The 14,225-nt window shown below is 61.9% G+C and carries 11 protein-coding genes; 4 read left to right on the forward strand and 7 right to left on the reverse strand.

Going from position 1 to position 14,225, the window contains the following annotated elements; translation table 11 throughout:
• The first annotated feature begins 193 nt into the window (after positions 1–193).
• The gene (locus SB772_RS27815; RefSeq protein ID WP_410836384.1) at positions 194–3,271 is read left to right on the forward strand and encodes a transglycosylase domain-containing protein; all 3,078 of its coding nucleotides are present in this window, start codon (positions 194–196) and stop codon (positions 3,269–3,271) included.
• 3 nt (positions 3,272–3,274) lie between these two features.
• Here the strand turns inward: SB772_RS27815 and SB772_RS27820 are convergent, their stop codons facing one another.
• From SB772_RS27820 to SB772_RS27845, 6 genes are all read right to left on the reverse strand, one after another.
• Entirely contained in the window at positions 3,275–4,501 is a 1,227-nt protein-coding gene (locus SB772_RS27820) for an ROK family transcriptional regulator (protein WP_410836385.1), read from the reverse strand.
• A gap of 33 nt (positions 4,502–4,534) precedes the next feature.
• A complete protein-coding gene (locus SB772_RS27825; protein ID WP_410836386.1) occupies positions 4,535–5,332 on the reverse strand; it encodes an ATP-binding cassette domain-containing protein in 798 nt (265 codons plus the stop codon).
• A 17-nt stretch (positions 5,333–5,349) separates the two neighbouring features.
• On the reverse strand, positions 5,350–6,336 hold the full coding sequence (locus SB772_RS27830) for an ABC transporter permease (protein ID WP_410836387.1): 987 nt from the start codon (positions 6,334–6,336) through the stop codon (positions 5,350–5,352).
• Between the two features lie 96 nt (positions 6,337–6,432).
• Entirely contained in the window at positions 6,433–7,437 is a 1,005-nt protein-coding gene (locus SB772_RS27835) for a sugar ABC transporter substrate-binding protein (RefSeq protein ID WP_410836388.1), read from the reverse strand.
• Positions 7,438–7,845: 408 nt separating this feature from the next.
• On the reverse strand, positions 7,846–9,084 hold the full coding sequence (locus SB772_RS27840) for a type II toxin-antitoxin system HipA family toxin (protein ID WP_410836389.1): 1,239 nt from the start codon (positions 9,082–9,084) through the stop codon (positions 7,846–7,848).
• 2 nt (positions 9,085–9,086) lie between these two features.
• Positions 9,087–9,386, reverse strand: coding sequence for a helix-turn-helix domain-containing protein (locus SB772_RS27845; RefSeq protein WP_410836390.1), 300 nt, complete (start codon positions 9,384–9,386; stop codon positions 9,087–9,089).
• Between the two features lie 514 nt (positions 9,387–9,900).
• On the opposite strand from SB772_RS27845, the gene SB772_RS27850 reads away from it, so the two are divergent.
• From SB772_RS27850 to SB772_RS27860, 3 genes are read left to right on the forward strand one after another with little or no spacing between them, the layout of a single operon-like run.
• Positions 9,901–10,305, forward strand: coding sequence for a nuclear transport factor 2 family protein (locus SB772_RS27850; protein WP_410836391.1), 405 nt, complete (start codon positions 9,901–9,903; stop codon positions 10,303–10,305).
• 19 nt (positions 10,306–10,324) lie between these two features.
• Entirely contained in the window at positions 10,325–11,740 is a 1,416-nt protein-coding gene (locus SB772_RS27855) for an NAD(P)/FAD-dependent oxidoreductase (protein WP_410836392.1), read from the forward strand.
• Positions 11,741–11,799: 59 nt separating this feature from the next.
• Positions 11,800–13,230 carry an amino acid permease gene (locus tag SB772_RS27860; RefSeq protein ID WP_410836393.1) on the forward strand — a complete coding sequence of 477 codons (1,431 nt, stop codon included), beginning with the start codon at positions 11,800–11,802 and terminating at the stop codon, positions 13,228–13,230.
• Between the two features lie 98 nt (positions 13,231–13,328).
• On the opposite strand, the gene SB772_RS27865 is transcribed toward SB772_RS27860, so the two are convergent.
• Positions 13,329–14,150, reverse strand: coding sequence for an IclR family transcriptional regulator (locus SB772_RS27865; protein WP_410836394.1), 822 nt, complete (start codon positions 14,148–14,150; stop codon positions 13,329–13,331).
• Between the last annotated feature and the right edge of the window lie 75 nt (positions 14,151–14,225).

Genomic DNA, 14,225 nt, shown 5'->3' on the forward strand with positions numbered 1-14,225 from the left:
AACAGCGGTTTTTCGGCAAGTGAAAGACCCCCAATATCGCATGGCAACTCGCGCTCCGCCATGCTTCGCGAGAAGGTGTTGTAGCGGCGACACTCTCGGGTAAATCCGAACCGATTGCGCGCCTCGGTTCCGCGCTACACTGGCTGGAAGGTGCGCCTGATTTGCAGCGTGGCGCCCGCCTCGGGGAGCAGTCATGAATCGGCCACTGGTTCGGTTTCCGCTTCGCGCGACAGGTAGGGCACCTGTCTGGAAGTGGTTCAAATGGGGGCTGGCAGCGGCATTTCTGCTTGCGCTGGCGCTAGCGGCACGCTTTTGTCAACTCGAAATCGAAACCTCGCGGTTGCAGGCGCGCTATCTGTCCGAATTGACGAGCGACGTCGCTTTTTCCGTCGCCGACGGCCCAAGTCGTTCCATTCGCTTTCCCTTAGCCGACCACGGTCCCTACGACGGCCGCCTCGGTTACGCTTTGCTGCCGTCGTTCCAGCAGCGTCTGCTCGAACGCGGATTTGAAATCCGGTCACAGGCGCGCGATTCCGAGCGGATGCTGTGGCTGGCGGATAACGGTTTGTTCCTGCCTTATGCGGAAAAAGATCAGGCCGGGCTGCAACTCTTCGACGGCACCGGCACGCCGCTCTTTGGTGCACAGTTTCCGGGCCGCGTGTATGACGACTTCGACGCGATTCCGCCGCTTGTCGTGAACTCGCTCCTTTTTATCGAAGACCGCTACCTGCTCGACCCGAATCAGCCGAACCGCAATCCGGCGATCGACTGGGGACGTTTCAGCCGCGCGCTGGCCGACCAGGGCGCGCGCCTATTCAACCGGCATCAGTCGACGCCCGGCGGCAGCACGCTCGCTACGCAGATTGAGAAGTTCCGTCATTCGGCGGGCGGACGCACCGCGACGCCGCCGGAGAAATTGCGACAAATCGCTTCGGCCTCGGTGCGTGCGTATCTGAACGGCCCGCAGACCATGCCCGCGCGCCGACAGATCGTGGTGCGCTATCTGAACTCGGTGCCGCTTGCCGCGCAACCGGGTATCGGCGAAATCAACGGTATCGGCGACGGTCTTGCCGCGTGGTACGGGCGCGATTTCGATGACGTGAACCGCATCCTCAAAGCGCCCGCGACGCTGGAAAATCTCCCCGAGCAAGGCATCGCGTTCCGGCAGGTGCTGTCGCTGATGATCGCGCAACGTGCGCCGTCGTATTTCCTGAATCACGGCTATACCGAACTCGAACGCCTGACGGATAGTTATTTGCGTCTGCTGGCGAGCAACGGCGTCATCTCGATCCCGCTGCGCGACGCCGCGCTGTCGGCTCAAGTGGAATTGCGCCGGGCGTCCCGAACGCAGAACGCGGATTCGTTCGTGTCGCGCAAAGCCGTGACGTCGATGCGCTCGCATCTATTGGCCGCGCTCGGCATCCCGAGTTTCTACGAACTCGACCGGCTCGATCTGCAGGCCACCGGCACGCTCAACAACGCTGTGCAGCAGGCGGTCAGCGAACGGCTCGCCGCCGCGGCGACTCGCGACGGCGCACAAGCCGCCGGCCTCGTGGGCTATGAAATGCTGCGCGCGTCGGACGATCCGTCGCGAATCGCGTATAGCTTCACCCTGTACGAACGGCGCGATGGCGCGAACCTCGTGCGGGTGCAAACCGATAGCGTCAACCAGCCGTTCGACATCAATTCGGGCGCGCGCCTGAATCTCGGATCGACCGCAAAACTGCGCACCGTCGTGACGTACCTGCAAATCGTCTCCGAGCTGCATGCGCGTTATGCACCGCTAGGCACAGCGGAGCTGAAAGCCGTCAAAGCCGATCCAAACGACCGGTTGACGCACTGGGCGCTCGATTACCTGTCGCATACCTCGGACCGCTCGCTGCAAGCCATGCTCGATGCGGCCGTCGAACGCAAATATTCGGCAAGTCCCGGCGAGACGTTCTACACGGGCGGCGGTGCGCAGACTTTCAATAATTTCGAAGCCGACGACAACGGCCGCATCCTGACCGTGCACCGCGCGTTCCAGCATTCGGTGAATCTGGTGTTCGTGCGCCTGATGCGCGATATCGTGCACTACGAAATGGTTCAGACCACCGGGCCGTCGTCGCAATGGCTCGGCGATCCGGCGACGCGCAAGATGTATCTGACGCGTTTCGCGGATCAGGAAAGCCGCGTGTACATGAATCGTTTCTACACGAAGTATCACGGCAAAACGCCCAATCAGCAGCTGGCGCTGTTGCTGCTCGGCGTGCGCAAATCGCCGCCAAAAGTGGCGACGGTATTGCGCAGCGTCGCGCCGGATGAATCCAATGCGTGGTTCAACGCGAAGATGCGCGCCGTGTTGAAGAACACGCCGGCCGCTTCGATGCTGGACGATGTGGATCTCGCGAACCTTTACGACAAGTACGCGATCGACCGCTTCAATCTGAACGACCGCGGCTACATCTCGAGCGTTCATCCGCTCGAACTGTGGACCGTCAACTATCTGCGCGAGCATCCCGATGCGACGCTCAACCAGATTCAGATCGCGAGCCGCGACGTGCGTCTGTCCACGTACTCGTGGCTCTTCAAGACGCGCTATCACGCCACCCAGGATCGCCGCATCAAGCGGATGGTCGAACTGCGCGCGTACGACGCGATCGACAAGTCGTGGCAAGCGCTCGGCTATCCGTTCGCGACGCTCACGCCATCGTATGCGGCAGCGATCGGCGCGTCGGGCGACCGGCCGGCCGCGCTCGCGCAACTGATCGGCGTGATCGCCAACGGCGGTAACAAGGTGCCGACCGAAAACCTCACGCAACTCGACTTCGCGAAAGACACGCCGTATGAAACGCATTTCGAGCGCGCGGCAGTCGCGCCGCAACAGCAGTTGTCGCCGGAAGTCACCGGTGTGGTGAGAGGGCTGTTGCGCGACGTCGTAACGGGCGGCACGGCGAGGCGTCTCGCGCAGGGCATGACGTTCCCCAATGGGCAGACGTTCGAGGTGTACGGCAAGACCGGCACCGGCGATCAGCGCTTTAACGTGTTCGCCAAAGGCGCGCGCCTGATCGAGTCACGCAAGGTGAATCGCAGCGCGACTTTCGTGTTCGCGATCGGGGATCGTTTCTACGGCACGCTGACCGCGTGGGTGCATGAACCTTATGCGGCCCGTTACGAGTTCACGAGCGCGTTATCGGTGCAGTTGCTGAAGTCGCTCGCGCCGGTGTTGCAGCCGTTGCTGCAGGAGCAGCCCGCGAAAACCGCGTCCGCGTCGAAGGTCGCCGCGCAATGACGGCTAGTAGCCGGCGTCCACCGCCGGCTTCAGAAACAGTTCATGCACCGGCGCGAAGTGCGCGTAGAGCGGCAGAATCGCGCCGCCCATCGCGCGCGCGTCCGAGCCGATGGTGCCTTCCAGTAGTTGCGGACGCACCATGCCTTCCCACTCGAAACGATCGAGCACGCGCTCGGTACGGCGGATGATTTCGCGTACCAGTTGCCGGTCGAGTTCGCCGTCGATCACCACCGCTTCCAGGTCGAGCAGCGCAGCCGCGTTGGTCAGCGCGTTGGCGATCGCGGGGCATGCGGTGTCGAGCCATTGCTCCGTCTGCCGCCACCATTCCGGCGACAGCGCACGATGGTCGTGCGCGGCGGCAGCAGGCGCGCCCGCATCGCTCAACAGCTGTTCGAGCACGAAGCCGGATGCCGCATGCAGCAATTGCCGGGCGGGCTTGCGCGCACTGCCGTCCCCGAGCGGAATCGAACCGACAGCGCCCGCGTTGTCATGCGGGCCGCCATGCAAACGGCCGTCGATCACCAGGCCACCGCCGATAAACGTGCCGACGAACAGATACAGAAAATTGTGAATCCCGCGGCCCTGGCCCATCACGAGTTCGGCGGCGCAGGCGGCGGTCGTGTCCTTGGCGAACTCGACAGGCAGGCCCGTCATTGTCGCCACACGGCTGCGCAAGTCGATCTCGTTCCACGCCTCCAGCGCTTCGGGCGGCGCGCCGAGAAAGTCGCGCCAGCCGCCGAGCCACAACGGCGCGGCCACGCCTACGCCGACCACTTTGCCGGCCTTCGCGCCGAGCGTCTGGTTCACGCGCGCCAGTTTGCTTTCGAGCGCGGGGAACAGCGTGCGCGGATCGGGATAGGCATACTCGAATACATCGCGGCACACCACGTGGCCCGCGAAGTCCATCGCCAGCACGTCGAGACTGCGGCGTCCCACCTTGATACCGATGGTGTACGCGCCCTCGGCATGCAACGCGATCGGCACCGACGGCTGACCGATCCGGCCGCGCACGCGCGCCTGCTTCTCGAGCAGTCCGTCGTCGATCAGACGCTCGACGATCATTGAGACCGTCTGCATCGACAGGCGCGTGAGACGGCCGACGTCGGCTTTCGGCAGCGGCCCGTGCAAGCGGATCGCCTGCAATACGATCCGTTCGTTGAACTGCCGCATGCCGACCTGATTCGAGCCGACCGTGCGTTTGAGGGGCTTGCGGGTACCGGTGGTTTCCATCGTCGAGTGCCGCCGCTCAGGAGGAAGCGTGGATCATGCAATCGCCTTGACGTCCGCTGTCTTCGCGCCCGTCATGATCGCGACAGCCTCCGACATGTGGACGTCTTTGGTGTTGACCAGCGCGGCACGCCGGCCGAGCCGCTGAATGTGAATGCGGTCGGCAACTTCGAACACGTGCGGCATGTTGTGGCTGATCAGGATCACCGGCAGACCGCGGTCGCGCACCCGGCGGATCAGTTCGAGCACCATGTTGCCTTCCTTCACGCCGAGTGCGGCGGTGGGCTCGTCGAGAATCACCACGTGACGCGCGAATGCCGCGCTGCGCGCCACGGCAACGCCTTGACGCTGTCCGCCTGAGAGGGTTTCGACCGCCTGGCGCATCGAGCGGATGCCGATCTGCAAGTCTTTCATATGCGAGGTCGCTTCCTCCAGCATGCGGCGCTTGTCGATCATCTTGAAGATCGAGCCGCGCCAGCCGGGTTTGAGCAACTCGCGGGCAAGGAACAGGTTTTCGGCAATGCTCATCGCGGGCGCCACCGCGAGTTCCTGATACACGGTTTCGATACCTTGAGCGCGTGCATCCAGAGGGCTGCGGAATTTGACCGGCTTGCCGTCGAGCAGAATCTCGCCTTCGTCTGGCACGGTGGCGCCGGAAAGGGCCTTGATCAACGACGATTTGCCCGCGCCGTTATCGCCGATCACGGCGAGAATCTCGCCGGGCAGCACTTCGAAATCGCAACCGTCGAGCGCGGTGACGTTGCCATAGCGTTTGACGAGTCCGCTCGCCTGTAATACCGGCATCGCGGCGGAAGCGGAAGTAAGTGTCGACATGACTGGCTCCTGGATGATCAACCGCGACGATGAGAAAGTTTATCTGCGGCGACCGCGAGGATCACCAGCATGCCGGTAATCAACACCTGGTACACCGAAGAGACGCCGATCAGCGTCAAGCCATTGCGAAACACGCCGACAATCAGCGCGCCGAGCAGGGTGCCGACAATCGACCCTCGTCCGCCGAACAGACTGGTGCCGCCCAGCACGACCGCGGTAATGCTGTCGAGATTCTCGGTTTGCCCCGCTTGAGGATCGCCGACGCCGGTGCGCGACACCGACAACAGCGCGGCGATGCCGTAGATCGCGCCCGCCAGCGAATACACCGTGAGCAGAATCTTTTGCGACGAGAGGCCCATCAGGCGCGCGGCTTCGGCGTTATTGCCGAGCGCGTACAGATGCCGGCCGGGGACGGTGTCGCGTAACACGAACCACGTCGCCAGATACATCAGCAGCGTGAGTACCGTGCCGTAGGTGACATCGGCGGGACCGAGCTTGAACGTGTTGCCGAAGAACATGATCGCGTCCGGCAGATTCGACACGCTTTCCGCGTTCGAATAGATCTGCGTCAGTGCGAAGGCAATGTTCAGCGTACCCAGGGTGACGATGAACGCGGGCAGTTTGATGCGTGTGATCAGCACGCCGTTGAGCGCGCCGAACAGCGTGCTCGCGGCGATGCCGCACAGAATCGCAAGGACGGGCGGCACGCCGAGCGTGACCGCGAATTTGGTCATGATGATCGAGCCGAACGCCATCACCATCCCGCATGACAGGTCGATGCCGCCGGTGAGCACGATCAGCGTCTGACCGATCGCGATGACGGCGACCACCATCGTCTGCTGCAGGATCAGCGACAGGTTCTGGAACGACAGAAAACGGTTGCTCTGCGAAATGAAGAAGGCGCAGGCAAGTACCAGCGCGATCAGCGGACCGATTTCGGCCAGCGACGGCAAGCGATCGGCGAAGTGGCGCGAGTGGCTGACAGGCGCGGAGGGAGTCGACATGATGGGTGTCCTCGATGCATGAGCGTGGCTGGCAGGCCACGCGGCAAGTCCGGCGGCGGCCCAACAGGGTGGACCGCCGCCGCCGTACTATGTGCGTTACTTGTTGCCCCAGCAGTTGTCGAGGCCGAACTTCGAATCCTTGCTGTCGACCCCGGACATCGGTTTGTCGGTGATCAGCGTCACGCCGGTGTCCTGATAGCCGGAGACTTTCTTGCCGGTCTTCGCATACTCGACGCCCGCGGTTACGCCGAGCGACGCCATCTTCAGCGGATACTGTTGCGAGGTTGCGGCAATCGCGCCGGCCTTTACGTTGCGCACACCTTCGCAGCCGCCGTCGATCGAGACGATCATCACGCTCTTATCCTTGCCCGCTGCCTTGAGCGCGCGGTAAGCGCCGGCAGCGGCAGGTTCGTTGATCGTGTAGACGACGTTGATGTCGGGCGACTTCTGCAGGCAGTTTTCCATCGCCGTCTGGCCTTTCGACTGATCGCCGCGTGTGTCCTGGCTGCAGACCACCGAGGGATCGCCTTCCTTCACGCCGAAGCCCTGCAGGAAGCCGTTATGTCGCAACACGCCGACCGACACGCCAGGCGCCAGGTCGAGCGTGGCAACTTTGGCGGGCTTGCCGTTCAGCGCGGCCTTCGCGTATTGGCCGATCAGCACGCCGGCCTTGAAGTTGTCGGTGGCGAAGAGGGCGTCGGTGGCATCTTGCGGATCGGTCGGCGTGTCGAGCGCAACCACCATCACGCCGGCGGCGCGCGCTTTCTTGATGCTCGGCACGATGGCCTTGGTATCGCTCGGCGTGATCAGAATCGCTTTCGCGCCCGCCGTCAGCATGTTTTCGATCGCGGTGACCTGGCTCGCGTTGTCGCCGTCGAACTTGCCGGCTGCGGTGATCAGCTTGGCGCCGTCTTTCGTGGCAGCTGCTTCGGCGCCCTGTTTCATCTTCACGAAGAACGGGTTGGTGTCGGTTTTGGTGATGAGGCCGACGACCGGTTGGTCGGCAGCCTGGGTGGCGCTCGCGCACCACACGGCGGACGCCGCTATGCACATCGAGACGATTTGCCTGGCGACGGGATGCCTGCGGGAATTCAGATTCATGGGACGCTCCTCCGGATATTGGCAACGATGTTGTGGACTGCGGGCGGTTGGGCACACGAACGCTGCGCGTTTGCAACCTGGTGCTACGGGACGGCAGTCCGAAGCAGACCGCCTAAATCACTCAAGTTGATTTAGTACAGCAGGAGCGCGGACGTTCGTCAAGAAAGCGATCGGCGGAGAAGGTGGTGCGCCAGCTTCGCTATAAGCGCGGTAAGCCTTATGTGACGGGGCTTTGCGGAAGTGGTGCGCTGCAAGATGGAAGCGCGGGGCTTGGGGAAAGTCCTGGCTCAATTGAAAGCTATTTGAATGCTGAATGGGTTTTTCGGAGGGGTAATCTCTTGCGCCGGTTACCCTTTGGCGTGGTGAATTGCCGAGGCGCGACGATTTCCAGATCGAACCTGAGCGTGCTTATCTATCCGGCAGCAGAAAGAGCGGCCCGTCGTCTGCGCGGCAAGTGAGATTCAGGCCGCTTTCCCAGGCAACCGTCATTGCACGGGCGACGTCGGCAAACTCGGGATGTGCGGCGGCATAGTCGTGCAGTTCAGTCGTGGCTTGCTGAACGCCGTGCGCGACTGCATCGAGCGCATCGCGAACGCGCGCGGCGGACAGATCGCAAGCCAGACGGCCGAATTTCATCAGTTCGCTATGCTTCGGATAACGGCTCGTACCGTTGAGCGTCAGAGCCAGCGAGTCGTTGGGAATATAGGCTTGCGTACACACGATGTCGAATGCGGGCGCAAGATGAACGTCTTCGATTGGATCGTCATACAGGACACCGAAGTTTTTCAGGTGCGCGTCGCCGTTACGCAGCGCACAAGACAGCGCGAGCGACGTAAAGAACTGCGACAGCGCTTCAGCCTTGTTTGGCGGCGAAACCATCTCTTTGATGCGCCTCGCGATACGTTCGTACGTGGACTCGTATTTATCGCTAGTCGGCATCACATAGAGGGAGCAGAAGTCCTCGAAGCCGCGATAGTGACCTTCCGGCGCCAGATCGAAACGCTCTACGATCAGCAGCGCGCCGTCGTCGGATAGCGATACACGCGGTACAGGCAATCCCGCAATCTCAGCCGCGCGCATACAGAAGAATTCGTTTGCGGCCAGTCCCGGAAAAACGGCCGGGTCGAACGACTTGACGATGTGCGTGGTGCCGCGCACCGCGAGATGGTTCGGCCGGGTCTCGTCTACCGCGCGCACGAGTACCTTGGGTTGCACGCCGGCGACACCGGAGTAGGTCGCATATTCCTCGAAGATGTTTTCGAGCAGGCCCTCCGTGCCGGGCTTCGCGAGCAGGCTGGAGAGTTGCAGGTTGGGCGCCGCTTCGACACGGGTAGAAGTCTCCGCGTAGCGAAGGCGGCCGATCTGTGAATGCCCGACCACTTGCAGAACCGAGAACTCGTCGGGGTAGGCTGCGGTGCCGCGCAGCATCTGCATCACTCTGTCGAGCAGATAGCCTTCCGGAATGTTCGACTGGAAGATCGGATGCAGATGGTTGTATATCTTGAACTGGTCGGGTCCGATCGGCATCATCAGAGACACCATGTCTGCCGGTGTCGCCTCAGGAAGATAGTTGAAGACGTAACAATTGGCCTCGAGCGCGCTTCGGTCAAGGATGCCGATCGGCTTGCTGTTGTTGAAGACGTACATGATCAGTCCCGCTGCGCCGAAGTGCGCGTTGCATTGAGCGTTGCCAGCTTCAGGCGCTCATTCTCGGCAAGCTGCTCATCCCAACTCAGCAGCTTTTGCTCTCGCGGCCGGACGACGAGTTCCAGGTTGAGCCGATCGCAAAGCGCCATGACTTTCCGGATGCCGACTTCGCTGACGGTGCCGTTCTCGATGCCCGAAATGGTGGCCCGGCTCATTCGCAACGGGCTTCCAGTCTGCTCCTGACTTAGGCCTTTCGCCTTGCGGGCGGCACGAATCGCTTTGCCAATTTCGCTGAAATCCATGATTGCACCATATGTAATGCATGAAGTTTTAAGATGCCCGAATTGACGCGCGCTTAACGTCTTTATGCATTGTATCTGATGCAAAATAGGAATCAAGCAAAATGAATCGTATACGATGCACTGACGCCTTAATCGGCTTTATTTCCTAATAATGCATCGTATGAAGTGCAATTCGTGTCGTATTCTGGCGTGCCTGTTGAAGGCCTGTCTTTCGGGCAAAGCGCTAGCCGAATCGACGATCGTCCTGATCGGACGTTTTACCGATGAAGACGAGTGCGCGGTGAAGCGCTGCCTCGAAAGTACGCGAGCGGTGTGAACTAGCGCTTGCGTGGTGCGGCCTCTCGACGAGGCACAGCCATTCGCTCACTCCATCCGGACCAGGCGCGCTGCACCAGGCGAAACCAACGCACTGGCCCTACCGTCAGGCGCACGCTAAACCTACACTTTTCACCGAGAGATCGCCGCTTAGGCGACATCACGAGACTGATCCAAAATCATTGAGCAGGAGACATGCATGGCCACCACACAAACGTCCGCCCCCATGGTTACCGCAGACACGCTCGCCGCATTTTCCGACGCGTTCAACCGACACGATGCGAACGCGTTGATGAACTTCATGACCGAAGACTGCGTGTTCGACGCAGCGGGCGGAAGCGAAGTCTATGGTGCTCGTTTCGTCGGTCGCGATGCCGTGCGCGCAGCATTCGAAGCGGTCTTCAAGGCCTTCCCGGATGCACATTGGGGAAAGGGTCGTCACTCTGTGATCGGTGAACGCGGTTTGTCCGAATGGGTGTTCACCGGCACGCATGCGGAAGGCTGGCGCATCGAAGCAGAAGGTTGCGACCTCTTCGAATTCCGTGACGGGCTGATCGCGGTCAAGCGTGCCTTCCGCAAGGAACGTCCGAAGCAGAACGTTTGATACCGACGAGGAGCTTCGCATGGAACACAGTGTCATCACACGGGTCGGCGAGGGCTTGTCTGGGGAACGGGACAGCGCCACGCAATATGATCCGACCTACGACCCGCTGGTGTCGCCAGGACCGGGGCAGGGCAAACAATACGCACCGACCTACTGGGTCGCGACCGCCGGTACGCCGCCGCCCGACGATGGGCCGATCACGAAAGACATCGACGTGGACGTTGCGATCATCGGCGGGGGCTATACCGGGCTCGCCACCGCGCTCTGCCTCGCCCGTGAGCATGGCATCAAGGCCGTGGTTCTCGAGGCCAACAAAACCAGCTGGGGCTGCAGCAGCCGTAATGGCGGACAAGGCCAGAATGCTTCGGGACGTCTGTCGCGCTCCCAATGGATCGAGCGATGGGGTAAGGACGTCGCGTTGAAAATGCACGACGAGATCCAGGAGGGCTTTGACAATTTCAAGTCACTGGTGGCCGAAATCGACTGCGATCCGCAGCCAGGCGGGCACTTTCTGATTGCGCACCGGCCGCGCATGTTGGCGAAACTCGCCGCCGAAGCGAAAGTATGGAAGGACGTTTTCGGTTACCCGTCCGAGCTTTTTGATCAGGCAACGTTTCGCCGCCAGTTCGTCAACGATTCCGAAGCGGCCGGTGCGCTTCATGAACCCGAGGGTATCGGCATTCATGCGCTGAAGCTCGCATTTGGCTATTTGCGGCTGGCGCGCGAAGCCGGAGCGCGAGTGCATCCCGCGAGCCCGGTGACCGGGTGGGAAACCATCAACGGCATCCATCATCTGCGCACGCCAGGCGGTATCGTGCGGGCGCGGTCGGTCGGTATCGCGACCGGCGCGTATACGGCCCAAAACCTTCATCCTTCGTTGACTAGCCGTGTGATGCCTATCCTGTCGAATTCGATGGTGACGCGTCCGCTCACGCAGCAGGAGATTGCCGCATGCAATTTTCGCACGACGCAGGTTCTCACCGACACGCGCACCTTGCGTTTCTACTATCGCTTCCTGCCGGACAACCGGTTGCAGATCGGCAGCCGTAGCGCGATTACCGGTGCCGATGCGCCGAATTCCCGTCATTTCGAACTGCTCGTCGAAGGGATGTGCCGCAAGTTTCCGGCATTGCGTGGTGTCGCGATCGACTACTCGTGGTGGGGCTGGGTGGATGTGAGCCACGACATGATGCCGCGCGTCTGTCAGCCGGATCCGAAGCAGTCGGTCTATTACGCACTGGGCTACGGCGGCAACGGCGTGTCATATTCACAGCAGGCGGGCCGTCGACTCGCCGAGCGGATAGCAGGCAAAGGTTCGAAGCAGACGCTGCCGATTTTTACTTCACCCTTGCCTGGCCACCCATTCGCACCGTTCCGTCGAATCGGACAGCGGGTGCTCTATCAGATGTATTTCAGGCGCGACGAGAAACCTTGAGCGCAGCCTGCGTACCGCGCGATGCGCGGCGCCGGAATAAAACAGGATGTGGAGGTGACATGCAACCATCGATGAATAGAAGTGAATTGAAGACAGGACTCAAGCAGCGCCACATGACGATGATCGCGCTAGGCGGTGTGATCGGCGCGGGCCTCTTTGTCGGCAGCGGCGTCGTGGTCCAGCAGGCCGGCCCTGCTGCAGTGCTATCGTTTCTGATCACCGGCGGCCTGATCGTGCTGGTCATGCGCATGCTCGGAGAAATGGCGTGCGCAATGCCGGCGGTCGGCTCGTTTTACGAATACGCGCGCCTCGCCTTCGCCGGAAAGCGGGGGCCCGGCAAACTTGCCGGCTTTTTGACCGGCTGGATGTACTGGTATTTCTGGGTGATCGTCGTCGCGGTCGAGGCGGTGGCCGGCGCGAAACTCGTGCAGTTCTGGCTGCCGGATACACCCGCGTGGGCGATAAGTCTCGTGCTGCTGGTGGTGTTGACCGCGACTAACCTGATCTCGGTTGGCAGCTACGGAGAATTCGAGTTCTGGTTTGCGTCCATCAAGGTCGCGGCGATCATCGTGTTTCTGTTCCTGGGTGGTCTGTATGTGCTGGGGCTGTGGCCCGCGTCGATGCACACGACGGCTGTGATGCCAACGCTTCTGGCGCACGGGGGGCTGATGCCGAAAGGGATCGGCCCGGTATTGAGCGGTGCGGTCGCGGCGACCGGTTTCTACTTCGGTGCTGAGATCGTCACCATCGCGGCTGCCGAGGCACATGAACCGGTCAAGGCGGTCGCCAAAGCAACCAACTCGGTGATTACACGCGTCCTGTTTTTCTATGTCGGTTCGATCCTGCTTGTTGTTGCGCTGGTGCCCTGGGATTCTCCGAAAATGGCTACGCCGTATGTCAGCGCGCTCGATGCGATGGGTATCCCGGCCGCCGCGAACGTCATGAATGCGATCGTGTTGACCGCGGTGCTGTCCGCACTCAATTCCGGCCTTTATGCAGCGTCGCGGATGATTTTTGCGCTGACCCGTCATGGCGACGCGCCTGCCGCCCTCGCAAAGGTTAACCGTCGCGGCGTACCCGTTCGCGCGATCCTGATCGGCACCTTGTTTGGCTACGTGTCGGTTGTCATGTCGTACGTCTCCCCCGACACGGTGTTCGCCTTCCTCGTCAATTCGTACGGCACCGTGGCGATCTTCGTCTATGTGCTGATCGCGCTGTCGCAACTGAAGCTGCGATCCCGGCTCGAGCGCGATGCGCCGCAAACACTGCGGGTGAGGATGTGGTGCTACCCGTACCTGACCTGGTTCGCGATCATCGGCATGATCGGCATTCTGGTGGCGATGGCGTTCATACCGGATCAGCGCACGCCGCTGTGGCTTGGGATCGTGAGTCTTGGCGTGTTGCTGCTGGCGTATGGGTGGCGGGCACGGAAAAGCGGGGTAGCCTCCACTGAACCGGAATTCGTCGACTATCGCCCTCACACCCATTGAAGCCCGTGTAACGCGTGCTGTCTGATGCGCACCGGTTGTCGCCAGCGACGGCCGCTGCGCTCCAACGCCAGGTTGGCGGCGCGCGCCGATACTGCTTTCTACTTTTTCACCGCCGCAGGCTGCAGTAGCGGTCCAATGCGTATCGCTGTTTCCTTTAACTTCGGCACCGCCTTCAGCAGATCCTCGAGGCTCGCTCGTGCCGTGGGTGCATGGACGGCCACGGCCGCGAGCACACGACCATCCTCGAGATTGCGCACCGGTACCGCGACCGCCACCATCCCGCGCACGAATTCCTCGTTGTCGACCCCGATGCCACGCACCGCGAGCCGGTCGAGTTCCGCTTCAAGCAGGTCTGCATCGGTCAAGGTGCGATAGGTCATCGATTTGAGTTGCAAACGCCTGATAGCGAGCCCGCGCTCGGCAGGCGCCATCTGCGACAGAAAAAGCTTGCCGCTCGCGGTGCAATGCAGCGGTACGCGCGTACCCGGTTGCATCTGCAGCCGCAAGGGTTCGGTCGTTTCGACGCGCTCGACGTAGAGCACGGTATCGCCGTCGAGGACGGTGAGATTGCAGGTCTCACCGAGCGCATCCACGAGCGTGCGCAGCAACGAGCGGCAAGCGCGCGTAAACGTGCTGTTCGCGAGCGTGGTCAGCGCGAGCTGCGCGGCGCGTGGGCCGAGTGCGATGGCGCGGTCGGCGCCGCGCGAGTCGGGCATGTGCGTGACGTAGCCTCGTGCTTCGAGCGACTCGATCAGCCGCATCAGCGTCGCCTTCGGAATCAGCAGACGTGAGGACAGCTGAGAGAGCGAAAACGGATGACCCGCAGCCGCGAGCTGTTCGAGGACGCTGAGGGCGCGTAGAACGCGGGTGTCGTCGGCGGGCTCGTGCTGAGGGGAGGGGGGACGCGTGGTGTCTCTCATTGGCCTTCCCGAGGCGGATGAAGGTGAAGGCAGCCCGAACGGATCAGTGACAACCCGGATGGGCGCATTCGAGCA

The sequence above is a fragment of the Paraburkholderia sp. SIMBA_030 genome (assembly GCF_046535245.1).
Lineage (GTDB): Bacteria > Pseudomonadota > Gammaproteobacteria > Burkholderiales > Burkholderiaceae > Paraburkholderia.

What these genes read in the sequence shown, in the direction of transcription:
- SB772_RS27815 (WP_410836384.1), top strand. Translation starts at nt 194, where the DNA reads ATGAATCGGCCACTGGTTCGGTTTCCGCTTCGCGCGACAGGTAGGGCA.
- SB772_RS27825 (WP_410836386.1), bottom strand. Translation starts at nt 5,332, where the DNA reads ATGTCGACACTTACTTCCGCTTCCGCCGCGATGCCGGTATTACAGGCG.
- SB772_RS27820 (WP_410836385.1), bottom strand. Translation starts at nt 4,501, where the DNA reads ATGGAAACCACCGGTACCCGCAAGCCCCTCAAACGCACGGTCGGCTCG.
- SB772_RS27860 (WP_410836393.1), top strand. Translation starts at nt 11,800, where the DNA reads ATGCAACCATCGATGAATAGAAGTGAATTGAAGACAGGACTCAAGCAG.
- SB772_RS27840 (WP_410836389.1), bottom strand. Translation starts at nt 9,084, where the DNA reads ATGTACGTCTTCAACAACAGCAAGCCGATCGGCATCCTTGACCGAAGC.
- SB772_RS27850 (WP_410836391.1), top strand. Translation starts at nt 9,901, where the DNA reads ATGGCCACCACACAAACGTCCGCCCCCATGGTTACCGCAGACACGCTC.
- SB772_RS27830 (WP_410836387.1), bottom strand. Translation starts at nt 6,336, where the DNA reads ATGTCGACTCCCTCCGCGCCTGTCAGCCACTCGCGCCACTTCGCCGAT.
- SB772_RS27835 (WP_410836388.1), bottom strand. Translation starts at nt 7,437, where the DNA reads ATGAATCTGAATTCCCGCAGGCATCCCGTCGCCAGGCAAATCGTCTCG.
- SB772_RS27845 (WP_410836390.1), bottom strand. Translation starts at nt 9,386, where the DNA reads ATGGATTTCAGCGAAATTGGCAAAGCGATTCGTGCCGCCCGCAAGGCG.
- SB772_RS27855 (WP_410836392.1), top strand. Translation starts at nt 10,325, where the DNA reads ATGGAACACAGTGTCATCACACGGGTCGGCGAGGGCTTGTCTGGGGAA.
- SB772_RS27865 (WP_410836394.1), bottom strand. Translation starts at nt 14,150, where the DNA reads ATGAGAGACACCACGCGTCCCCCCTCCCCTCAGCACGAGCCCGCCGAC.